18 protein-coding genes are annotated in these 23,107 nt (G+C 32.3%); 4 read left to right on the top strand and 14 right to left on the bottom strand.

The window, feature by feature from the left end:
- Positions 1 to 175: 175 nt before the first annotated feature.
- The 4 genes from Q4Q40_RS19715 to Q4Q40_RS19700 all read right to left on the bottom strand — a co-directional run bounded on the left by Q4Q40_RS19715 (position 176) and on the right by Q4Q40_RS19700 (position 10,234).
- Positions 176 to 5,173 carry a T9SS type B sorting domain-containing protein gene (locus Q4Q40_RS19715; protein WP_303303728.1) on the bottom strand — a complete coding sequence of 1,666 codons (4,998 nt, stop codon included), beginning with the start codon at positions 5,171 to 5,173 and terminating at the stop codon, positions 176 to 178.
- A 530-nt stretch (positions 5,174 to 5,703) separates the two neighbouring features.
- On the bottom strand, positions 5,704 to 8,460 hold the full coding sequence (locus Q4Q40_RS19710; RefSeq protein ID WP_303303727.1) for a T9SS type B sorting domain-containing protein: 2,757 nt from the start codon (positions 8,458 to 8,460) through the stop codon (positions 5,704 to 5,706).
- A gap of 33 nt (positions 8,461 to 8,493) precedes the next feature.
- A complete protein-coding gene (locus Q4Q40_RS19705; protein ID WP_303303726.1) occupies positions 8,494 to 9,318 on the bottom strand; it encodes a DUF2705 family protein in 825 nt (274 codons plus the stop codon).
- Positions 9,319 to 9,337: 19 nt separating this feature from the next.
- A complete protein-coding gene (locus tag Q4Q40_RS19700) occupies positions 9,338 to 10,234 on the bottom strand; it encodes an ABC transporter ATP-binding protein (protein WP_303303725.1) in 897 nt (298 codons plus the stop codon).
- 123 nt (positions 10,235 to 10,357) lie between these two features.
- Here Q4Q40_RS19700 and Q4Q40_RS19695 point away from each other — a divergent pair, with 123 nt between their 5' ends.
- A complete protein-coding gene (locus tag Q4Q40_RS19695) occupies positions 10,358 to 11,419 on the top strand; it encodes a hypothetical protein (protein WP_303303724.1) in 1,062 nt (353 codons plus the stop codon).
- Between the two features lie 180 nt (positions 11,420 to 11,599).
- Here the strand turns inward: Q4Q40_RS19695 and Q4Q40_RS19690 are convergent, their stop codons facing one another.
- The 6 genes from Q4Q40_RS19690 to Q4Q40_RS19665 form a co-directional block, all read right to left on the bottom strand.
- Positions 11,600 to 12,115 carry an IS1096 element passenger TnpR family protein gene (locus Q4Q40_RS19690; RefSeq protein WP_303303723.1) on the bottom strand — a complete coding sequence of 172 codons (516 nt, stop codon included), beginning with the start codon at positions 12,113 to 12,115 and terminating at the stop codon, positions 11,600 to 11,602.
- 38 nt (positions 12,116 to 12,153) lie between these two features.
- Entirely contained in the window at positions 12,154 to 13,170 is a 1,017-nt protein-coding gene (locus Q4Q40_RS19685) for a COX15/CtaA family protein (RefSeq protein ID WP_303303722.1), read from the bottom strand.
- A gap of 96 nt (positions 13,171 to 13,266) precedes the next feature.
- Positions 13,267 to 13,728, bottom strand: a complete 462-nt coding sequence (locus Q4Q40_RS19680) for a GNAT family N-acetyltransferase (protein WP_303303721.1) — start codon at positions 13,726 to 13,728, stop codon at positions 13,267 to 13,269.
- Positions 13,725 to 15,149: a CCA tRNA nucleotidyltransferase gene (locus Q4Q40_RS19675; protein WP_303303720.1), complete on the bottom strand. Its 1,425-nt coding sequence runs from the start codon at positions 15,147 to 15,149 to the stop codon at positions 13,725 to 13,727. The genes Q4Q40_RS19680 and Q4Q40_RS19675 overlap by 4 nt, the downstream gene beginning before the upstream one ends.
- Positions 15,150 to 15,327: 178 nt before the next feature.
- The gene (locus Q4Q40_RS19670) at positions 15,328 to 15,888 is read right to left on the bottom strand and encodes an L-threonylcarbamoyladenylate synthase (RefSeq protein WP_303303719.1); all 561 of its coding nucleotides are present in this window, start codon (positions 15,886 to 15,888) and stop codon (positions 15,328 to 15,330) included.
- 11 nt (positions 15,889 to 15,899) lie between these two features.
- Positions 15,900 to 16,466 carry a class I SAM-dependent methyltransferase gene (locus Q4Q40_RS19665; protein ID WP_303303718.1) on the bottom strand — a complete coding sequence of 189 codons (567 nt, stop codon included), beginning with the start codon at positions 16,464 to 16,466 and terminating at the stop codon, positions 15,900 to 15,902.
- Positions 16,467 to 16,646: 180 nt separating this feature from the next.
- Here Q4Q40_RS19665 and Q4Q40_RS19660 point away from each other — a divergent pair, with 180 nt between their 5' ends.
- Positions 16,647 to 17,495 carry an FkbM family methyltransferase gene (locus Q4Q40_RS19660; RefSeq protein ID WP_303303717.1) on the top strand — a complete coding sequence of 283 codons (849 nt, stop codon included), beginning with the start codon at positions 16,647 to 16,649 and terminating at the stop codon, positions 17,493 to 17,495.
- Here the strand turns inward: Q4Q40_RS19660 and Q4Q40_RS19655 are convergent.
- Entirely contained in the window at positions 17,481 to 18,557 is a 1,077-nt protein-coding gene (locus tag Q4Q40_RS19655) for a glycosyltransferase family 4 protein (protein ID WP_303303716.1), read from the bottom strand. The two genes, Q4Q40_RS19660 and Q4Q40_RS19655, sit on opposite strands and share 15 nt — an antisense overlap.
- A gap of 85 nt (positions 18,558 to 18,642) precedes the next feature.
- Between Q4Q40_RS19655 and Q4Q40_RS19650 the strand changes: the two genes are divergently transcribed.
- Positions 18,643 to 19,407: a Kdo domain containing protein gene (locus Q4Q40_RS19650; protein ID WP_303303714.1), complete on the top strand. Its 765-nt coding sequence runs from the start codon at positions 18,643 to 18,645 to the stop codon at positions 19,405 to 19,407.
- Here the strand turns inward: Q4Q40_RS19650 and Q4Q40_RS19645 are convergent, their stop codons facing one another.
- Entirely contained in the window at positions 19,408 to 20,163 is a 756-nt protein-coding gene (locus Q4Q40_RS19645) for a glycosyltransferase family 2 protein (protein WP_303303712.1), read from the bottom strand.
- Positions 20,164 to 20,207: 44 nt separating this feature from the next.
- Between Q4Q40_RS19645 and Q4Q40_RS19640 the strand changes: the two genes are divergently transcribed.
- Entirely contained in the window at positions 20,208 to 21,029 is an 822-nt protein-coding gene (locus Q4Q40_RS19640; RefSeq protein ID WP_303303711.1) for a glycosyltransferase family 2 protein, read from the top strand.
- Here Q4Q40_RS19640 and Q4Q40_RS19635 read toward each other — a convergent pair whose 3' ends face one another.
- Positions 21,030 to 22,091: a glycosyltransferase family 9 protein gene (locus tag Q4Q40_RS19635; protein ID WP_303303710.1), complete on the bottom strand. Its 1,062-nt coding sequence runs from the start codon at positions 22,089 to 22,091 to the stop codon at positions 21,030 to 21,032.
- A gap of 1 nt (position 22,092) precedes the next feature.
- Entirely contained in the window at positions 22,093 to 22,908 is an 816-nt protein-coding gene (locus Q4Q40_RS19630; RefSeq protein WP_303303708.1) for a 2,3,4,5-tetrahydropyridine-2,6-dicarboxylate N-succinyltransferase, read from the bottom strand.
- Positions 22,909 to 23,107: the final 199 nt, after the last annotated feature.

The following is a 23,107-nucleotide window of genomic DNA, read 5'->3' as shown; positions in this document are numbered from 1 at the left end:
ATGTGTTTTAGATATCGAGAGGATTTCTGCCTTTGAGGAATGACAAACAGCATATTTTCATACATTTAAATTAATTCATCCTAACATTACATTATTAACTGAACTTAGATTCAAAATCATTAATCCTTGTTTTATATAAAGATATTATTATTTCCGTTTATTATCAATAATAAAATTAACGCTTTAGAGTAAAGTGTCCTTGAAGATTAAATGCATTGCCATTTTGGATAACGTCGGCTGAAAACCAATAATCATCAGAAGGCATATTTTCTCCATTATATGTGCCATCCCAACCAATTGATGTGTATGGCAAAGTTTTAATAAGTTTGCCATGCCTGTTATAAATATATACGATAGTACCAGGAAGTTGATTCGCACCTACAATATGCCAGGTGTCGTAAGCACCATCATTATTGGGTGTAACAAATTTGGGAATATCAAAAACAAAAACTTCTCTAGTTATATCCATACAACCATTTAAATCTCTAACTGTGACTGTATGTAACCCAAATGTTACGTTCTCGAAGATATTGGATGTTTGTGGTTCTCCATCATCTAATATAAATACATAATTACCAAGATTACTGGTATCAATATCTACTGTAATGCTATTTGGATCTGTAAAATCAATCGTAGTTGTAAAATTTATTGTGGCTGCTTCAGATTCTATAACTGTAAAAGGAAGCTGGTATGAGCAATCACCAGTAAAATATGGTCGGGTAACTGTTACTGTATAATCTCCAACATCGCTAATATCATCTAAAAGTATTTCTGATGTAGTGGCACCAGTAGACCATAAGTACGTATCGTCAGGATTACCAGTTTCTGCACTAATTATTAAAGGTAGATTATCTATACATAGCGGAACGATATCATCTATGGGGATAATTGGTAAAGGATTTATACGGGTTGTAAATTGTGTGGTATCAAAACAGCCTGTAGTATTATTTTCGATACGGGCATAAATTATATCACCATTAGATGCAGGATAGTTTTCATTATCTATAGCATCTATACCAGCTTCGGCATTCGCTGAATCATTGTAATAGGTAATCGTATAGTCTGAAGCGTTTTGAGTTCCTAAAATAGTATTTGCTGTTAATGTTGGTAAATCAAATTCAAAAAAACCATCAAAATCATCATCACAACTCACTAAACCAGGCGTTGTATTCGCAATAGGGTTTGGCAAAATTTTAAGAGTAAAGCTAGTTGTTGATACGCATTGTGTTGTGTTGTCTTCAATTCTAACACCTATAATGTTGTCTCCAGTAGTGGTGTAATTAAAAATGTTCGCGTTATAAATGCCTGAATTAGTACTGGCATCGTTTTCGGTTAAATGGTAACTTATAGTAACCAAACTGGTATCATTTACTAATGAGGTATTGACTTGTGTTAAATCATAACTATTAGAATTATTATAACATTCTGGTATTTCTACATTGTTATTAAATACAGGTGGTGCTATTACTTGTAATTCAAAAGGTATCGTTTTAAAGCAACCAGTATTGGTATTGGTTATTTTAACCTGAATGGTTGTAGAGCCTGATATATATGCAGAAAGCTCACTATTTGGTATGGCTTTAGAGTTGTCTAAACCATCATCATAATTAATGTCATCGGTACTTCTAAAGTAGTGAGTGACAAAAGAGGTGTTAAATCTATCTGTAATTTCGAAATAGCTACCTTCACCTTCTGCTATAGTTAAATCAAATGCCGTTTCTACGCCATCGGGAACACTGTCATAATCACATAGGATATATGGAGAAGCGTCGGTTGTTTCTGGTATTGTAAAAACGAATAAAATTAAAGGTTCAACCACCGCACATTTAGTATCGTCTCTTTCAATCCTTATGTATAAAGTTTCGTTGGCTGTACCAATATAGTTTATATTATCTGTAATATCTTGTATGTTATTTTCTGCATTACTCTCTAGTTTGTGAAACGTAATATTTAGAATATCTGTGGAAGAGGCTTTAATTTCAGCAGCTTTATCTTCTAAGTTAAAGATGTAGTTACCATTAACATTCGCTTCACAAATAGGAAGTGGTGTTATAGGTGCGTACATTGGATTATCGGATATTACTAATGGTACTGTGGCTGTTGCAAAACAACCGTTAGGGTCTGTTATATTTTCAACACGAATATATATATCACCATTAAAACTTGGTATTGGGGTGGTTTTTGGAATCAAAGTAGTAAAGGTATTATCAGAATAATAAAAGACTTCTTTACCTGTTTGACCATTTAATACCAGGCTGTCATAATCTTCTAATATAACATCAGGGTCTGTTGCGTTGTTGTTTTTACAAACTCTTAATTTAAGATTTGGATCTATAGTAGGCTCAGTATTTACATATATAAAAAAAGATGTTACGGCATACGGGTTACAGTCTTGGCTAGAACCAGATTCTTCTACACGTGCAAATATTTCTTGTGTGTCTGTATTAAAAGTACTCCATTGATTGGAAGGGATCCAATCTGGGTTAGTGCTTGTAGCATCACCAATATCTGCAGCATCGCTGGTTTTATAGAATTGTATATTCAATCCTGTAGGGTTGGATACCAAATCATTAATAACAGTATTTAAATCGAATACAGAAAAACCATTAGGGTCACCATCAACAGTATCACAAATAGGGTCTGGAGTAGGAGTACTAATTATAGGAATAGGAAACACAGTCATCTCGAAGGTGCTAACAGCATGACATGTTATCCCAGGCGTTACGTTTGTTATACGTGCATGTACCTCTACAGTGCCTGATGCGTTAGGATATGTTTGTATTTCTCCAACAGTACCAGTATCGGCAGCAGCAGCAGTAAGAAAGTAAGAAACAACAAAAGCAGGATTCCCTCCAGTTACTAAATTATCTAAATTATGTAAATCTATATCAACAATTCCATCAGTATCTGTATCACAAATAGCCACAGGATCTTCTATGGCTGGAAATATTATAGGGGGGTCTATTCTTAAAGTTATTTCGCCATTTTCTGTACATATACCATTTTCTATTTTTACAAATAAGGTTGTTGAGTCAGTTACAGGGTATGGAGAACTTTTGGGTAAGAAATTATCATTATTTCTATCTTCTTCAGTTTCATAAAAAGTAACTGTTATAGGGTTTGGTAGATGTTCAAGAGGGAGTCTGATTTGTCCTTCTACAGCAGAGAGACTAAAGTTTAGGGAGTTTGTTGTATCTATATCATCATCACAAAGAGCGAATTCACCTAGATCTGTACCTGTTTGTAGTAAGTTGGTGTGTATCTCAAATGTAACCACTGAAGCACAACCTGTTGTATTATCTTCAATTCTTATATATATGGGCTGAACTCCCAGATCGTCTCCATTTCTATCTGTATTTATATAATTTGAAGGGTCTGCTATGAAATTGTTGTTACCAGCTCTGGCATCACTTTCATTTTCGTAAAAGTAAGGCGTGTAATTGGTAAGTGTTCCCACGATATCTGGGATTGCTTCTTCTAAATCAAAATTAGCAAAACCATCCAGATCTCTATCGCAGGCATCAAGGTATACCGTATTTTCTGTGGCTACTGTTGGTGCTCGAGATATATCTAGAGTAAGTGGTATGGGAGCCGAAACACAGGTTGTATTTATATCTAAAACTCTAGCGTAAATGGTCTCAGTAGGTGTATTTGTGTTAATATAAACTGTTTTATCTGGTATAGAATTATCTCCTGTTATAGCACCGTTAGAAGTTAAATGATAGGTGACCAAATGAGTTTGATCAACCCTTATATCATCATCATTTTGAGATAAATCTATAAGGGTAATACCGTCTATGGAACCATCTTCATCACAAATAGGTATAGTACCAGGTAATGTAAAAGAAGGTAATGCAGTTACTGTTAAATTAAAACTTGTATAGGCGTAACACCCATTATCTATATCATATAGTCTAACAAAAATGGTAGGTGTTGTTAGGTTGTTTGCAGTGATTATTCCTGGGGTGCCAACGTTTCTGGCATCTGCATCTGTTTCATGATATGTAATAACTGTATTAGAAAAAGGACTTATAAGTTGTATGTCTGCTTCTTTTTGATTTAGTGTAAATGTCTCTTCGCCAATGCCATTGGAAGGATCGTCGCATAAAGTAAGAGGTGATACTGAATTTGCGGGTATAGTCGCTTCTGTATTTAGTGCTACTTGAATCTCATCTTCTACAGAGCACGGTTGGCTATTTAAGGGTAAGGTGACAACAACTCTGTAGGTGCCATCTTGAGTAGCGTCATAGGATGAATTTATCGCTCCTGATATGAGATTGTTATTAAAATACCATTGATAATTAGCCGAAGAAGGGTGTGTACCTGCGCTTAAAGGAGCTACATTAGAACAAGAATTGATGTCTGGACCTAAATCTACAGCCGCATTAAAGGTATTACTTTGAATGAATACCGCAGAATCGAATGTGCCATCAGGTTGGTCTGCAATAATTAATTTAATGTGATATGTGGTTTCTGGTAAAATACTAGTAGAGGCGTTAAGTACTGTTGTTCTGCCATAAAAATTAGTATCTCCCAAGGTAAATCCATCAAAGTATTGATTGTTTTGAGCAGGGCAGGAGATGGGGTTTATTTCTTCTCTAATATTTAAAACTCTTATAGGTGTAGAAGTGCCAGGAATTAATGCTATGTTTTGATATGGGGCAGCAGTACCAGCTTCTTTAATTAGCATGACAAAGCTATCTCCAGAATTACAGGCAAAATCATCATCATATTCTTCTGAAGCAAAAATATAATTAAATTGAAGTTGATTGTAAGCAGATATAAGGTCAAACTCTATGGAGGTTGCATTAGTCGTATTGGTTATACCTAAAGCTGTTTCAATATCATTATCTGTATTCCAGGTTGTTGAGGTATCACTTAAGGGCGTACTTATGGTAGCATTTCCTGCTGAATTTGCATTACCTGTACTAAGTACAATACCGCTTTGAAACGGAAAATTAGAACTAGCTCTATTAAAAGCACCATAACTATTAATTCCAGATCCAGAACCATTTACTGAGGAAGAAATATTTGAAATTTCCACACAGGTTTGTTCAAAATTATCTTCTATAAGCTGTTGTAAACCAACACTACTATCTACTGATATTTGCTGAGAAAAAGCCAAATTATTGCAGCAAATGAGTATAGGTAAGATATAGTAAATAAATCTCATAGCTTATAGGTTTTCTTTTTTTTGATTTTTTTAGGCAAATACTTATGTAAAGCACTTCTAATTAGGGTCGGAAAGTAGCAGTTTTAAAAACGAAACACAAAAAAACACAATGAAACGCATTTTAATTAGTTTTACGGTCTTTTTAGTCTAAAAATTCTTCAACTTTTGAGTCGGATTTTCCAATTACAGGGCTCTTTTGGATCTGTATGGTGTTGTGATATTTATCCTTCGTTGAAATGACAAATACTCCTTAATTTAACATTGGTTTGATATTTTAAATATTGATAATGAGTATTTTGTGAGTATAAATGAAGGGGTTATTTCAATTCCAAACGTTATCGAAAATAAAATATATTTTGTTTGAAGGTATGAAGCGTAGCTTTTGAGGAGGCATTTCATTTTTATGAGATGTCTCGTCACTCATGCTTTGCTATGTCGACATGACAAAACACTCCTATCAATAACATTGTCACGAATCAGGTTTTTAGTCTGTTTAAACGAGATCTATAGACTTCCAGCCCAGAAGTGGTTTATTTTAAAGTAAAATGGTTTTTAAAGATTCTGCCGTCTTGTAGTGTTATGGAAAACCAGTAGTCATCGGTGGGGAGCTTGTTCCCATTAATTGTACCATCCCAACCAGGACCTATAGGGTTGAGCTGTTTTATTAATTTACCGTACCTGTTAAAGATGAGGATCTTGGTATCTGGTTGAAACATACTTGAGACACCATATATTTGCCAGGTGTCATGTGCGCCATCATTGTTTGGAGTAAAGAATTTAGGGAAACCGATAACTGAAACTTGATCCTTACTCGGTGGTCCGCAATCATTTTTTACATCTTTTACTGTTACTGTATAAATACCAGGGGAGACATTTTCAAACAGATGACTTTCTTGGTACGGAAATACAATTACATTGTTTTCGTCAAGCAATCTATATTCATAGATACCTTCTCCAGAGGTGATAACTGTTATTGTATTGTTTTGAGTACCATCAACCACATTAATTTCTTGAATGGTTGCTATGTTAGACGGTTCTACAACAATCGTTTTTTCTTTAGTACATTGATTCGTATTAGTGACTGTTACGGTATAGGTGCCTGGTTCATTTATTTGGATTTCATAAGAGCTTTGACCTGTAGACCAATTATAGGTGTAATTATTAGGAGAATCGTTTAAAAGTGCTGCATTAATTGGGATGGTTTGAGGGGATGTGTTTAAGCAATAATAATAGGTTACATCTTCGGTATTTATATCTGGTAATTCTTTAACAATTAATCTTATTTCAATAATACCAAAACAGGCATTGTTGTTTTCAACCCGAGCATAGATTGTTTGATTATATGGGCTGTTTTCATTTGTATGCGATGTATCTAAATCGTTTACTTCCAGAAGTGCGTTCGTGCGGGTTTCGTAATATGTTACGGGGTAATTAAAGCTATTAATGTTTTGAATATTACTGGTAATATCATCTAGATTGAACGTATTAATACCGTCTTCAGACCCTAATTCATCACAAGCATCATAAGTATAGGGTTGCATATTTTGAATGCTTAAATCTAAGGTTAATATAGAGGTGTCGTAACAATCTGTATTTATATTATAAACTTCAACATATACAGGGCTTGGAGTATCTGCATTATATATATAATCGCTACTATTTGGAATTTCATTATTTCTACTGCTATCGGTAAAAAATCTGGTTGCTGTCTCTGGAACTCCTCCCGTTAAATCGTCATTGGCTTGGGTTAGATCAAATCTTGTGAAACCACCTAAAATACCGTCTTCATCACATTGTGTAAGAGTAGCATCATAGGCTATTGGGTTTGGAGAGAAAGTAACATTAGCAATGCCTTCAAAAGTGTCATCACATATGCCTGTATTCAAATCTATGAATACTTTATATAATCCACCAGGGGCTGTGACATCATGTTTAAAACTGGATTCTGGTGAAGGATTTCCATCTAAAGTCCATGTGTAAGTGGCTCCAGGGATATTATCGGCTTCTAAGGTGTATGTATCTCCGTCGCATAGTTCTAATCTTGTGGTAGATGTAGAACTGTTTCTTATAATATCTATTTTTTCAGAAAAGAAGGAGGTTATAAAAGGGGGTAAGCCTTGTCTTGAGTTACGACTTAAAGGAATAGCATTATGTTCGTAATCACATGAAGCTCCTAAAACATTGGGATTATTAATAATAGATAAATATGGAGCACCTATTGGATATGTAATACTCATTGCTCTATAAATTCTACCATCGGGTCCTAACTGTAAGCTGCCTCTATACATTTGTCTGTCATCAATAACAATTTCTGTAGCACTTATATTTGTGGCAGTTAAATCATACTGTAAAAGAGAACCGTATTGTGCTGAAGGATCCACAAATTCTTCATTTGTTCCAGGATTATAATAGGTAGAGACATATAGAATATCATTGTTTTGAGAAAACTCAACACCATAAGGAGATTGGGGTTTCCCAATGGGAGAAAAATTAATATTTATGGGTCTTTGATTACTAACTGTTCCAGAATTGACATCAAAATCATAAAGAAATAAGCCATCTGTTGAATTTGCGCACACTAGTTTTGTGCCATCAGGAGAAAGTTTTAAATACCCTCTTTGGTCAGCCACAAAGAGATCTGTAAAAGTGGTCGATTTTGGGGTTAGATTGATACCTGTATCTGTTATTTCGTAAGCATGAAATGTATTAAAAATTGTATCAGTCGTAGCTCCATTAGGAGAAGAGAAGGTGATTACCCAAAGCGCCTCTGTTTTACAATCTTTTGCTACAGCGCTAATTTTTTCGGTACTATTTGGGAGTAGATTAATATTTTTTGATGTGACATCCCCATAGGTGCCATTTAATCTCATGTCAACCTCAGAATAGTGAAACCCGAAGTCTGGATCATCATTAAGCGATGTGTCAACAGTAAAGATATAATATATATTAGGGTCTTTTGGCTTAGGAATTACTATCGCCGATTGTGTACTTGAGGGGTCTCCAAATAAACCATTTCCAGTAAGCCCGTTTGCATTTGGCATGGGTCTGTGTAATCTATCCCATACTGTTATGCCATCTGTGTAAAATAATAAATTACCATCTGTGTCTGAAATAGTAGTACATCCTTCATCTGTGCTTAATTGCCCGTTTGTTAGTTCTGTAATACTACCATTCGGGTTAAAACGAATGCCTGCATTCTCACCAAAATACCAGTTTGAAGCTTCATTTTGAGAAAAAGCATAATAGCTTGTAATAAAGCATAGAGATAATATGATGATTTTTCTCATATTTTTGGAGCATGTACGTGTCTCTCAAATATATTACAAATCTCGCTTTTTTAATAATCTATACGATAAAAAAACAAATAACGCTGTCCAACCCAAAACAATGGCAATTTGATACCAGTGTACTGTATAGTCGTATGATAAGTCGATCTTGTCGGGGAATTTAGTCATAGCTATTCTTTGGAAAGGTTGATCAATTAATTTATACATAGATTTTAAAGGGAAGAAATTTTGTATTTTTTCAGCTAAACCAGTATCTAATTTCCAAGCCATTAGTCCAAATAGGATCCATTCTACTATAAAAAGTATAAATAGAAAAGCTAAAGCAAATGCAGAGCGTTTTACAAGCATCCCGAAAAATAAACATAAACTAAAGAAACCAATAAGTTTTACAAAATAGGCTAATAAGAATTCGGTTTCTCTAAAAATTATAGAAGCCTCGGTATAACTTGAATAATAGAGTCCGATAGAAATAGAAATAAGGCTTATTAGTAGTGTTGAAACCAGAGAAAAGAAAACAAGAGTATAGAATTTTGAAAGGATGAATTCTTTTTTACTTAATCCATCAATAAGGTTTTGTTTTATCGTTTTATTACTGTACTCATTACCAATCATACTTACTACTACAATCGCAAAAAAGAATTTAAATTGAGATGCAAAAAAAGTAGTTAAATGCCAGATTATCGGAAAATTAAAAATACCTAATTCACCTAGTTCTAAAGTGAAAAAACCAAATACATTAATTTTTAATGATGATAATAGGATAATAAAAAATGGTAAAATAAACGAAACAAATATGAGTATTTTACTAGTTCTATTAAGAAGTAGTTTTTGTAATTCTAAATTTAAAAGTCGTAACATGTGGTGTATTTTGGATGTATTAGTTGTTATCTGTTAATTGCAAGAATTGTTCTTCTAAACTTTCTTTACGTTGTACCAGATGTGTGAGTATAATGCCTTTTTCGAATAGGTATTTGTTAAAATCTTCAGATTGCATTGGGGTATTTAAAAAGGCAGTAACTAAACCCTCTTCAACTTTAATGTTTTTAAAGGATGCATGATTTTCTAATAGCGTTATTAATTCATTTTGTTTGTTCGCTTTTAATTCAAAAAAACCATGGCTAGAAATCATTTCATCAACTCGACCAGAATACAATTTTACGCCTTTACGAAGCACAACAACATGGGAGCAGACTTTTTCAACTTCGTCTAATAGGTGGGAGGCTAAAAGAATGGTTGTGCCTTTTGCCGCAATTTGTTTTATAATTTCTCTAATTTGATGTATTCCTTGGGGATCTAATCCGTTAGTAGGTTCATCTAAAATTAAGATTTCGGGATCGTTTAATAGGGCAGATGCTATCGCTAAACGCTGTTTCATTCCCAGGGAGTAGGTTCTAAATTTACTGTCTTTTCGTTCTAAAAGCCCAACAACTTCTAATTTCTCTTCAACTTTACTATAATCAACTCCTTTAATTTTGCATACTAATCTTAAGTTTTGAGTTGCCGTCATATATGGATAAAAATTTGGACGCTCAATAATAGCTCCTACTTTTTTAAGAGCATTATGAGTCGTTATATTTCCATCAAACCAATGAAAATTACCTTGTGTTTGATTTACAACATTTAAAACAATACCTAAGGTGGTCGATTTTCCACTTCCATTTGGTCCTAAAATACCATAAACGTTACCTTTTTTTATGGTGAATGATAAATCTTTTACTGCTGTTAAATAGCCAAATTTTTTAGTGAGGTTGTTAATTGTTAGTATAGACTCCAAGTTATTAGATTTTTAATGCTGGTATAAAATAGCATGGGTTATTTATTAAAGTAAGACGATAGTATGATTCTTTTGTTACAAGGGTGTTAAATAAAAGTTTTAAATTTGAATAATTATACTATTATGCAAGATTTAAAGATATCTAAAAAAAAACCATCGTATCCTGTAACTACTAAATTACATGATTATTTAGCTAGGTATGATAGGAATACAAAAATCCCAATTTTTTACGATGATTTATTACGTTTTCAAGGCTCTGTTGTTGTATATGATAAAGAGGATAATGACACGCTTTGGATTCGGGTTTATTATAATGAATATGAAAGGGAGGAAATAGACTCATCATTAAAGAAGGTTTATACTATTTTACATTCTGATGGAAATGATAACATACTTCCTTTTTTAAATGTTGATGCTATTGATTTCTGTACTTTTGGGAATTCCAAACCTTTTAGGATAAAGATTAGAAATGTTTTAAATGATAACTTTACTCATTTCTATGTGAAGACCACAGATGCGTCTCGTGTTTATGGCTTAGAATTGGAGCATATGTTGTCACCTCATAATCTTAACTTTTTGGTTTATAAGAACACGTTAATTGAGGAGCATATTGCTGGTATCCCTGGAGATGTGTTTATTAAGGATATGTTACCTAATTGCAGTAAATCTGAAAAAGCGCAAATAGCAAAGGAATTTGTGAAGTTTAATGAACGTTGTATGATTAGACTTTTAGGAGATATGCGATCGTATAATTATGTTATTGTTCCTACTCATGATTTTGATCATGTGGTATATCGGATTAGAGCTATAGATTTTGACCAACAGAGTTATGAAGGGAAGTTTAATATTTATAGGCCTCAGTTTTTTAAAGAAAATTTAAAAATGGTGGAATTGGTTTCTAAGAGTATACAGAAATTATCTATAGACCAATACAAAACAGAGGAGCGTTCTATTTTGGTAAAACGATTAAAAAGTTTTACAGTAAGAATTGCTAAATTGTTAGATTGTATGGAGCATGATGTTATTTCTAAAGAAGAAAATATAAACTTATTAAAGACCACAATTTTTAATTATACTCACGATGTGAATTTTAAACGTAGTAAAAATATGGGGGAAATACTTAAGTACTCGTTAGAGTTCTTAACGCGTAATTATGAAAATGTAAAACTGGATAGTTTAAGATAATATAAGACTTAGAGTTTGTTTAAGGTTTCATCAATTATTTTTTTAGACCTCTTTTTGCGTATTATTTTGTTGAAATTTTGAACCGTTACTAAGCTATGTTTAAAACATTTTGCCTTATACAGCATTGCATTCCTGTTGTTGGCAGACAGGAAAAATAATCATAAATTTTTAAACAGACTCTTAATTCCAGTTTTCATCAAAATCTAAATCCTCATAATCGTTAACATCGATACTCTCCTCTTCGAATTCATCAAAATCGTCATCTTTATCTGCTTCAAATAGCTTATCGGGAGCTTCGTCTGGTACTTGCCCTTTAACAAACATTAAATTAGGATAATTTGCGCCTTCAGCTTCTTCAACAATTTCGGCTAATTCAACGTAAAATGTCCACATACTTAAAAAGTCGTATACGTAAATTAGTTTTGTTTGTACTTCGTGCACTACACTACTAATTTCGGTTTCGTTCATTAAACGGGACGCATTATTTTCACTTAAATCAAATAACGAAATTTCTTCACCTTGATCCCATTGGTCGTTACTTAAATAAAAAGAAGCCATTTCTGTACCATCAAACCCAAAGGATTGTGTGATAATATTATGCAAATCTTCAAGAGTATCTGTTTCACGAATTTCTAAATCGCGAAAAATATCATCTTCGGTATCATTGTCTAAAATAACTCTAAATCTGTAAATCATAATTAAAAAATTATATTACAAAGGTATACTTTTTTGAACTATTTGGAAAAACGATGCATAGTAAATGTCATAGCACTTAATAAAAAGAAAGCGCCTATTTGGTGTGCTACACCTAACCAAACGGGGACTTGTAATAATATGGTGAATACGCCTAATAGAAACTGAATGCCTAATATTATTAGTAATATGTTTATCCCTTTTGATTGATAGGTTGTTAGGTTTATTTTTTTTGACTTTTGCCAAATCAATAGAATGAATCCAACAACGATATATGCTAAAATTCTATGAACAAATTGCACGCCACTTTTACCTTCAATAAAGTTTTTGTACCATGGGTTTTGTTCAATATAAACGGTTTGGTGCATAAACTTACCTTCGCTCATCATGGGCCAATGGTTATGTATAAAACCAGCATCTAGTCCAGCTACAAAAGCCCCATAAATAATTTGAAGTAATAAAAAGGCGAGTCCTAATCGTATTAAATTTCTAAATGCTTTGTTTATTTCTTTTTTATGTGGAAATATTAAATCTAAGGCGACCCAAAAGGTATATGCGAATGTTATAAAAGCGGTTGTTAAATGTGCGGCTAAGCGATAATGGCTTACATCTGGATTGTCTACTAAGCCACTTTTAACCATGTACCACCCTAAAAAGCCTTGAAATGCGCCAAGACAGAGTAAAATGATAGATTTTTGTATGGTTGTTTTTGAGAGTTGTTTTTTTATTAAAAAGTATAAAAAAGGAATAAAAAATACGAGTCCTATAAATCGTCCTATAACGCGATGGAGCCATTCCCAGAAGTAAATATCTTTAAAATCCTGAAGCGTGAATTGGTTGTTTAGTTTTTGATATTCTGGGTATTGTTTATAGAGATTAAAGGCTTCTTGCCATTCTACATCATTCATTGGCGGAATTGTTCCAGAAATGAGCTTGTAGTTAGATATAGACAGTCCCGAATGCGTTAATCTTGTAATGCCTCCAACAACTACCATAATAAAAATAAGAAAGCATCCTGTAAATAACCAATATATAACCTTTTTGTTGTTCTTATTCATCTTTTTGTCTGATGGGTCGGAATCGAGACCTCTTTTTTAACGTGATTTGCTTTCGGTTTTAGCTTGTATTACGCAAATATGAAGGGGTCGAAACGACTATTGTGTTTGGTTTATAATTTTTTTAAAACAAATACTATTAGTTGCATTTTTATACTGTCCGTAATTTGGTGTTATTAAATAGTCATTTTTTTTATAAAATTGAACAGCTTCAATTTGTCTCTTTCCTGTTTCTAATATACATGCTTCAAAGTTTAATTCTTTAGACCAGTCTTCCAACTCTTTTAGAATTTTAGAAGCAATTCCTTTTCCTCTGGTTTCAGGAAGTGTAAACATGCGCTTAATCTCAACTGTATTTTCGGCGTATTTTTTAAAAGCACCACAGCCAACAGGAGTGTTATCGATATAGGCGACTACTATGTTTTTTAAGACATCGATATTGTTATATTGATTATAAAATTCATGATCATCTCCATCTGTTATTTTCAAATAGTCGTTTAATAATTTAACTAAATTGATAAAGTCGTTATTGTTAGAATTTGTCCTAATTAATTTAATCATTCCAAAGCGTCGTTTTTTAGTCCTAGTCGCTTGCCTTCTTTTATCATTAGTTGGTATGCTGCTTCGTATTCGTTAGGAATCTCACCTTCTAAAATGGCTTCTTTTATACTATCTTTTATTAAACCAATTTCACGTGATGGTTTTATATTAAACGTGGTCATAATATCTTCTCCAGAAATTGGTGGTTGAAAATTTCTAACATGGTCGCGTGCTTCGACTTCAATAATTTTTTCTCGAACTATTTTAAAGTTGTTATGATATTTATTGAACTTTTTTGGGTTTTTGGTAGTAATATCTGCTTCACAAAGCGTCATTAAATCGTCAACATAATCGCCAGCATCAAAAACCAAACGACGTACAGCAGCATCTGTTACAATATCTTGTGCTAACACAATAGGGCGCGAACTCATAAATACCATTTTCTGTACAAATTTCATTTTCTCATTTAAAGGCATTTTCAGTCTTTTAAATAAGTGATATACCATTTTAGACCCTTCAAATTCATGGCTATGAAATGTCCAACCCACTTTTTTGCTAAACTTTTTTGTTGGAGCTTTACCAATATCATGTAATAAAGCAGCCCAGCGTAGCCATAGGTTATCGGTGTTTTTTGCGATGTTATCAACAACCTCTAAAGTATGATAAAAATTATCTTTATGGCGTTGTCCTTCAACTTCATCTATACCTTTTAATGCTGTAAGCTCTGGCATTATATAATTTAATAACCCCGTTTTTTCCAGTAAAAGAAATCCAATAGAGGGTTTTTTGCTTTCAAGAATTTTATTTAATTCTGTTACAATACGTTCTTTTGTTATGATTTTAATGCGATGGCTATTTTTACTAATAGCATGTAATGATTCATTTTCTATCGTAAAATTTAATTGAGAAGCAAAACGTATGGCACGCATCATGCGTAGCGGGTCATCACTGTATGTAATATCTGGTGCTAAAGGCGTGCGAATAATTTGTTTTTCTAAATCTTTAATACCATCAAAAGGATCTAGTAACTCACCAAAATTTGATGTATTTAAATTTAAGGCCAAGGCATTTATCGTAAAATCACGACGGTTTTGGTCGTCTTCTAAAGAGCCATTTTCTACAATGGGGTTTCTACTGTTTTCATTATAAGATTCTTTACGAGCTCCAACAAATTCAATTTCAATATCATCGTATTTAAGCATGGCTGTACCATAGGTCTTAAAAACCTGTACCTTGGGTTTGTTTGGAAGGTTTTTTGCAACTTGTCTGGCTAGTTTAATACCATCACCAACAGCTACAATGTCTATATCTTTTGCACTGCCTCGTTTTAATATAAAATCACGTACAAAACCACCAATAACGTAACTGTCTAAATGTAATTCTTTAGCAGATTGAGATATAATTTTGAAAACGGGATGTTGTAATGCTTTTTTGTAGTTCATTTTTTTTGTTGCCACGAATTCACGAATATTTTATAATACGATTCTTTTGTGGTCTAATAAATTTCTAAAAAACCACTGCCTAAATTGTTATAAACTTCGAATAGTACTCCAACCATATTGATGCTCTCGTCTTTATAAATAATGTTAGACATCAATATTCGTGAATTCGTGGCTAATTTTACACTCTTATAATCTTAACAATACCACTGTTGCTCAATTTAATAATTGAAGATGGTTTATTACAGGTTTTTTCGCGATGCAAATTTACAACATAGTCTACACCTTTTAAAACCTCTGGAGTAATTTCTTTGAATGATTTTGGGGTTGGTTGTCCGCTTATATTCGCTGATGTTGAAACTATAGCTGTGTTAAGTTTTCTTGAGAGTTGATAACAGAATTCATCATCTGGTATTCTAATAGCTATGGTGCCATCATCAGCAATTAAGTTTGTGGCTAAATTTTGAGCATCATCATAAATAATTGTTGTAGGCTTTTCAGAAATATCAATGATATTTAAAGCCCCTTCAGGGATTCTTTTTATATACTTTTTTAGCATTCTATCGTCTGCCACTAAACATATTAACGCTTTACTGTCTTCACGTTGTTTTAGTTTATAAATTTTTTTTACAGCTTCTGGGTTTGTTGCATCACAACCAATGCCCCAAACGGTATCTGTAGGGTAGAGTATAAGCCCTCCTCTTTTTAGTATTTCTAAGGTATTCTTTATTTCAGTTTGCACTTATAAACGTTTCATTTTTTTACTAGTAGAATTTGATACGCATCAATCAAAACTTTCCAGTCTTTTTTTAGCATGTATTCTACGACTGTTTTCCCTTTTCCACCACCTGGTAATCCACAATCATCTATTAATACTATGGAATTATCATGTAATTTATTTTCAATAAGTTTAAATTCTTTAAGATGATGTTCTTGGCTTTTAATTTGAATATCGACATCTGTTTTCGAATAGTCATAACTATCTAAGTATAAGAAGTCCACAGTGTTTTCAAACGTTTTAAGAAATTCTAAAGAATCACTTAAATGTACCGTTATTGTATCGTTTAAGTTTTGTTTATTGATTTCATTTTGAGCCCCTTTTACAGAGTCTTCATTTATATCAACAGAATGCATTTTGGCATTATTTTGTTGCGCCCATTTGCCAAAAACAAACGTTGCTGCCCCATCTCCTTTAGTATTTTTTAATCCTTCTCTCGAAGTACCAGTTTCAATAATCATTTTAACATGCCTTTCGTCAAGTAATTTTAATGTTTTAGCAAATGTTATTCTTCGCCTTCTAAAATTATATTTAAAGGGCATAAAAGGGTATAGCGATTTATGTTTTATAAATTTTAATGTAAAGTGTATTGCTGGAGGCAAAAGTAGAACGATTGTGAGTATTTTAAATACCATATTGTAAGTTTTTTACGTAAAATGTTAGTTATCAGTTGTTTATAAATTAATTTTTATATTTTAGCCAAAACTAATCAAAAAATATAAATGGGGAAGAAACTAAAGTACATGTTTTTAAAGTTAAAATCTTTTTTAAGGAAAAAAATTCTAGGTGAATATGCTATTGGAGTGTTATATGAAACGAAGAATGGAAATATTGCTGCACCTATAGAAGACCTTATGGTAGGTAAAAAACTTGGCTCCAAAGGGGAGTATAATATGTCTGAGATTAATACCATAAAAGATTATATAAAGCCAACGGATACCATTTATATAGTTGGAGTACATTGGGGTACTTTACTTATACCGCTTTCTAAATATTGTGAAAAAGTTGTAGGGTATGAAGCGAATCCAAAAACGTTTTTTTTTTTAGAAACCAATTTATTAATTAATAAAATAAGTAATGTTTTATTATTTAATAATGCAGCAGGGGATGCTTCTAAAAAAATGAAATTTTATACAAGTATCATTAATTCAGGCGGTAGTAAAATAAAGCCTAAAATTGATAAACAGATGTATGTTTATGATGATCCTGATACTATTGAGGTTGATATGGTCGCTATTGATGAACATTCAAAAACTAATAATTTAAATGAGGCTCAGGGTATAATCATGGATATTGAAGGGGCAGAATATTATGCTTTACAGGGTATGACAAGTGTACTAAAAGCAAGCAGGTTCTTATATATTGAATATGTACCTCATCATTTAGAAAATGTATCATGCACTAGTAATGAGGACTTTTTTAGTTTAATACTCCCTCATTATAATACTGCGAGATTTATGAATGATAGATCCAAATGTTTTAATATTATGAATGATAGTGACATGTTTTTGTCTTATATAAATACATTAAAAGATGCAGGAAAATCAGATGATATATTATTTGCCAACTAGTAGGTCTCTATAAACTTTTATATATTCTAATGCTGCAGTATCCCAGTTAAAACTTTTAGCATGATTTATATAGTTTTGTGATAAGGTGTCTTTATTTTTATTGAAAGTATTTAAGCCATTTTCTAAAACTTCTGCCATGTATTTAGGATCATAATGATCCCAATAAAAAGCATGTTTTCCTCCAATTTCGGGAAGCGAGGTATTATTAGATAAAAATGTAGGTTTACCAAAACGCATAGCTTCGATTGGTGGAATACCAAAGCCTTCTCGTAATGACGGGAAAACAAAAGCCTCACAATTTTGTAAATAGTATTGTTTATCTAATTCGGATATTTTACCAGTAATTAATATGCGATCTTGTAAGCCTAATTGTTTTATTGTTTTTTGTAGTGTGTCATTTGCATAAGCGGTATTATTATTTCCTGAAAGTACTAGATCGTATTCAGGCATAAATTCTAGCATTTTAACTAGGGCATGAAAATTTTTGCGCTCGGTAAACTCACCAATACTAAACAAAAAAGGCTGTTTCACTATTTGTTTTGGTTTATAGTTTTGTGGAATCTTAATATCTAAAATAGGGTTCCCGTTATAAATTACATATTCGGGAACATCTGGGATTTTAAAGTGCTTGTGCGTAGACGTTTTTGCGTAATTTGATATATATGTAATGGCATGGCTTCTGTTTAGTTTTTTTTGAAACAGCACATTACGATCATGAGACATGTCACTAGAGTTTTCTTCAATAAAATTAACATCGTGAACCGTTAAAAGATATGGGATGTTATGATAAGGTTCAATTTTAATATTTTGATTAAGACAATGCCATAAATCGTATTTTTTTCTAATTTGAAACGGAGCATGTCTTCTTAAGGAAAGGTATTTTTTGTAGTTAAAATATGAGTTGTATTCAGATTTTAATGGTTGTGTGTCCTTTGCGTGGAGTGTCATTTTAAAATCTGTTACATTGGCATTAAAAAGTCCTTTTATTAAATGATAATTGAACTGACCAAAACCGAAATACTGGTTTTTGATGTTGTGAGATTCTAAAAAAATGGTCTTCATATATTCTTTTTGGCAAAATAATAAATTGCAATAATATATCGATGCAATTATTTAAAAAGATAAAAAGTAATTGTAATATTGCCCTATGAAGCATTTAGAGATCAATGAGCCATTTCAAAGCAATAAATTAGTGCTTGATGATATGATTGAGAACTTTGATACTAAAGGAAAGGATTTTGGTAATCAAGAGAGAAATTCTTTAAAGTTATTTCAATTAGAAAATAAGACTGTTAATGTTAAGTCCTTTAGAATTCCTAATATTGTAAACCAAGTAGCTTATCGTTTTTTAAGAAAAAGTAAAGCACAGCGTTCTTATGAATATGCTAAGAAACTTAAAGCATTACAGGTTGGTACACCAGAACCTATTGCTTTTTATGAGTATAAAACCCCTTTTTTATTTAAGAAAAGCTATTATATAAGCGAACAATTAGATTGCGATTTAACTTATAGAGAGTTAACGACAGACTTTAATTATCCAGATTACGAAAACATACTTAGAGCTTTTACTCGATTCACTTTTTATTTACATGAAAAAGGCATTCATTTTCTAGATCATTCACCAGGAAATACTTTGATAAAGAAAACAGACACTGGTTATGATTTCTTTTTAGTTGATTTAAACCGCATGGAGTTTAAAAACTTAGATTTTGAAACTAGGATTAAGAATTTTTCCAAATTGACGATTCATAAATCTATGGTAGAAGTTATGAGTGATGAATATGCAAAATGTTCAGGAGAAAACTATGATGCTATTTTTAATTTAATGTGGAAGTTTACTGAGGATTTTCAAAATAGATACCATCGTAAAAGGCGCCTTAAAAAGAAACTAAAGTTTTGGAAAAAAAAGTGATTACTTCTTTTTTTGAAGCCTATAAAGTTTAATATACTTCAAAAAAGTAACGTTAAAGGTTTGTACGCAAATAACCAAACCATTTAAGCCATCTAAAAAGCCTAATCTTAAAAAATAAGCTTTAAAAAAAGCCCAGGTTGGGTTAAATAGTATTTTCCAAAGAGAAGATTTTTTCCCCAAGTCGAAATAAGCTTGAGCAGCAATGCTAGAAAAGTTTTCAACTTTCAAAATATGTTCACTATAATCTCTATAAATCCAATGCAATAAATCACCTTTAAGCTTTCCAGCTTTTAGTCCTTTTTTTAATGTGTATCTATCGTGTGGATTTATACCTTTCCATTCACCATTTCCTTTTTTAAACAATCTTAACTTCCTGTCTGGATACCAATCTGAATGCTTAATCCATTGGCCACAGTAATTATTTAATCGATTGCAATAATAGCCATCAAATGCCCAATTCTCTTTTGTCTTTAAAATAGATTGTTTAAGCGTATCTGAAAGTGCCTCATCACCATCTAGAGATAAAATATAATCATGTTTAGCACGAGAAAGGGCGTAGTTTTTTTGCTCAATATAACCTTCAAATTTATTTTGGATAAAAACGACGTTATATGCTTCACATATTTTTTGAGTTTTGTCTGTTGAAAAAGAATCAACAACGACAATTTCATCTACAACACCAACTAAAGATTTTAGACATTTTTCTAAATGTTCCTCTTCATTATAAGTAATAATTACTCCAGATAATTTAATCATTTGTATGTTAAAATAATTTCGGTAAAAATAGTTATTTTTGCCTCATGAAAAACATTGAAGTTTCTATAATTATTTCGACTTATAATCAACCTTTATGGTTAGAAAAAGTTCTTTGGAGTTACGAGGCTCAAACTTTTAGAAACTTCGAAGTGATAATAGCAGATGATGGCTCTAAACAACCAACATTTGACCTGATTGATACTATGAAAGCCCTCGTTACATTTCCAATTATTCATGTATGGCACGAGGATAAAGGATTTCAAAAATCTCAAATATTAAATAAAGGCATTAAAGCTTGTAATAGTGATTACATTCTTATGAGCGATGGTGATTGTATTGCACGAAAGGATTTTGTGGAAATTCATGCAGATAGGAAAGAAAAGGGATATTTTCTTTCTGGAGGATATTTTATGCTACCCATGAATATTTCAAACGAAATTACTAAAGAAAATATTCTTGATCAAAGTTGTTTTGATGTTAAATGGTTAAAGGGTAAAGGGTTAAAATCTTCATTTAAGAATAATAAACTTACGGCAAGTGGCTTTAAGTCTAAAGTATTAAATGCTATAACACCAACAAATGCAAGCTGGAACGGGCATAATGCATCTGGTTGGAAAGAAGATATAGAAGCAATAAATGGGTTTGATGAGCGTATGCAATATGGTGGTCAAGACAGAGAATTAGGAGAGCGTTTGTTTAATTCAGGAATTAGATCAAAGCAAATAAGGTATAGTGCTGTGTGTTTGCACTTAGACCATCCAAGAGGATATAAAACACCTGAGTCTATTGCTAAAAATAAAGGAATTAGGGCCGTTACAGCCAGTGAAAAAAAGGTGTGGACAGACTTTGGTATTATACAATCGTAATTAAAATTGCTTTAAGAACTTTTTTAGTTGATCTTCGAAAAGATCCTGAGTAAATTCAGAATACAACTTTTTAGCATCTTGTTTAAGTTCTTTTAAATGAGTAACTTCTGAATATAAATTAGGTTTATAATCTTTTAAGTGTACCGAGATGTTGGTTGTTTCATTATCGAACATATTCCAGGAATCTTTATTAATCCAGGTGGAGAAAATAGTAAATGTTGGTTTGTCTAAAGCTTTTGCCATATTGGTAGCCCCGCCTTCATTTCCAATAAGTGCATTGCAATGGTATGTAAGCGTTAAGAACTCTCTAAGGCTATTTCCAAAAACATCAAAAAATATGTGCTCTTTAGAAGTCGAATTACAAAGATCAAAAATATTTTTAGCATCAGTTTCCTGATTGGGAATGTAATTAAACAAAACCTGACCATTTGTTTCATTTACTACATTGTCTATAACTTTGGCCATGTTCTCTAACGGATAGGTTTTGTTAGCATGACTTCCTAAAACAGCGATCATAAATAAAGGCTTAGAAAGATCAATTCCTTTATCCTCAAGCAATTTTTTGCCTTTAGTTATTTCAGAATCAGTTAAAAATATTTTTGGTTTGTAAATTTCACTAGCATTAATTCCAAGCGGTTCAAGGAATTGAAGCCTGTTTTCAATAGCTAAACCTGCATTTGTTTTAGGAATTTTGGCTTCCTTAAAAGTGTGAGAGTAAATAAAAGAAGTATACCATTTCCTTTTGGAAATTTTTGTTTTTGCTCCCGATAATAAAGTGATAAAACTGCTAGAGAATTTTGAATAGACATCTATTATGATATCATGCTTTTTGCGTTTAATAGTTTTAGCAAACTTATAAAGTGTTTTTTTACTGGAATCAATTTCTTTAGTGAAAAAAATGAAATTATCAATAAACGGATTGTTTTTTACTACGGGAAAAGTATGCTCGTTTATTAAATAGTCTAATTGAGCTTTTGGGTATTTTAAACGAAGTGCTTCAAACAGAATACTGCTTGTAAGCACATCGCCAATCATTTGTTGTTGTATAACAAGTATTTTCAACTTAAACAGCTACATCATGCTCTCTTAAAGCATCGTTTAGCGACGTTTTTTTGTTAGTACTCTCTTTACGTTTTCCAATAATTAAAGCACAAGGAACATTATAACTTCCAGAAGGGAATTCCTTAGCATAACTACCAGGTATAACTACAGAACGGGCAGGAACCCTACCTTTATATTCAACAGGTTCATCACCAGTTACATCAATAATTTTTGTGCTCATTGTTAAAGTAACACCTGCACCTAAAACAGCCTCTGTTTCAACACGCACACCTTCAACAACAATACATCTCGATCCTATAAAAGCATTATCTTCTATAATTACTGGAGCCGCTTGCAAAGGTTCTAAAACACCGCCAATACCAACACCACCAGATAAGTGTACATTTTTACCTATTTGAGCACAGCTACCAACTGTAGCCCAAGTATCAACCATAGTGCCTTCATCTACATATGCGCCAATGTTTACATAACTTGGCATTAAAATAGTGCCTCTAGAAAGATAAGCACCATGCCTTGCAACTGCATGAGGAACCACTCGAATTCCTTTTTCTGCGTAATCACGTTTTAAAGGAATTTTATCATGAAATTCTAACGGACCAACTTCAATAGTTTCCATTTTCTGAATTGGAAAATATAATACCACTGCTTTTTTTACCCATTCGTTAACTTGCCAACCATCTGTAATCGGCTCTGCTACTCTCAATGTTCCTTTATCTAATAAGTCTATAACGCTTCTTATAGCCGAAGTTGTTGTTTCTTCTTTTAAAAGATCTCTGTTCTCCCAAGCATTTTCTATGATTTGTTGTAATTCTGTCATTGCTATCTAATTTTTTGGCAAATATAATAGGTATCATTTTAAAAATAGAACGAAAATGTTATTATATCAAATATAGAGGTGCTAAATTTTTGACGATTTGCACAAGATTTAATAAAAGTAAGTACTTGTTTTCTCTTTGAAGGAAAAGATATATCGATGAAATACATTTTTACTGTATTTTGTCTTGTTAAATACACTT

Origin of the sequence: Flavivirga jejuensis (assembly GCF_030540765.1) — a bacterium.
GTDB lineage: Bacteria > Bacteroidota > Bacteroidia > Flavobacteriales > Flavobacteriaceae > Flavivirga > Flavivirga jejuensis.
This window is presented reverse-complemented; position numbering and strand designations above follow the sequence as displayed.

Coding starts and splice junctions, on each gene's coding strand:
- Q4Q40_RS19715 (WP_303303728.1), bottom strand. CDS start 5,173: ATGAGATTTATTTACTATATCTTACCTATACTCATTTGCTGCAATAAT.
- Q4Q40_RS19710 (WP_303303727.1), bottom strand. CDS start 8,460: ATGAGAAAAATCATCATATTATCTCTATGCTTTATTACAAGCTATTAT.
- Q4Q40_RS19705 (WP_303303726.1), bottom strand. CDS start 9,318: ATGTTACGACTTTTAAATTTAGAATTACAAAAACTACTTCTTAATAGA.
- Q4Q40_RS19695 (WP_303303724.1), top strand. CDS start 10,358: ATGCAAGATTTAAAGATATCTAAAAAAAAACCATCGTATCCTGTAACT.
- Q4Q40_RS19690 (WP_303303723.1), bottom strand. CDS start 12,115: ATGATTTACAGATTTAGAGTTATTTTAGACAATGATACCGAAGATGAT.
- Q4Q40_RS19685 (WP_303303722.1), bottom strand. CDS start 13,170: ATGAATAAGAACAACAAAAAGGTTATATATTGGTTATTTACAGGATGC.
- Q4Q40_RS19680 (WP_303303721.1), bottom strand. CDS start 13,728: ATGATTAAATTAATTAGGACAAATTCTAACAATAACGACTTTATCAAT.
- Q4Q40_RS19675 (WP_303303720.1), bottom strand. CDS start 15,149: ATGAACTACAAAAAAGCATTACAACATCCCGTTTTCAAAATTATATCT.
- Q4Q40_RS19665 (WP_303303718.1), bottom strand. CDS start 16,466: ATGCCCTTTAAATATAATTTTAGAAGGCGAAGAATAACATTTGCTAAA.
- Q4Q40_RS19660 (WP_303303717.1), top strand. CDS start 16,647: ATGGGGAAGAAACTAAAGTACATGTTTTTAAAGTTAAAATCTTTTTTA.
- Q4Q40_RS19655 (WP_303303716.1), bottom strand. CDS start 18,557: ATGAAGACCATTTTTTTAGAATCTCACAACATCAAAAACCAGTATTTC.
- Q4Q40_RS19650 (WP_303303714.1), top strand. CDS start 18,643: ATGAAGCATTTAGAGATCAATGAGCCATTTCAAAGCAATAAATTAGTG.
- Q4Q40_RS19645 (WP_303303712.1), bottom strand. CDS start 20,163: ATGATTAAATTATCTGGAGTAATTATTACTTATAATGAAGAGGAACAT.
- Q4Q40_RS19640 (WP_303303711.1), top strand. CDS start 20,208: ATGAAAAACATTGAAGTTTCTATAATTATTTCGACTTATAATCAACCT.
- Q4Q40_RS19630 (WP_303303708.1), bottom strand. CDS start 22,908: ATGACAGAATTACAACAAATCATAGAAAATGCTTGGGAGAACAGAGAT.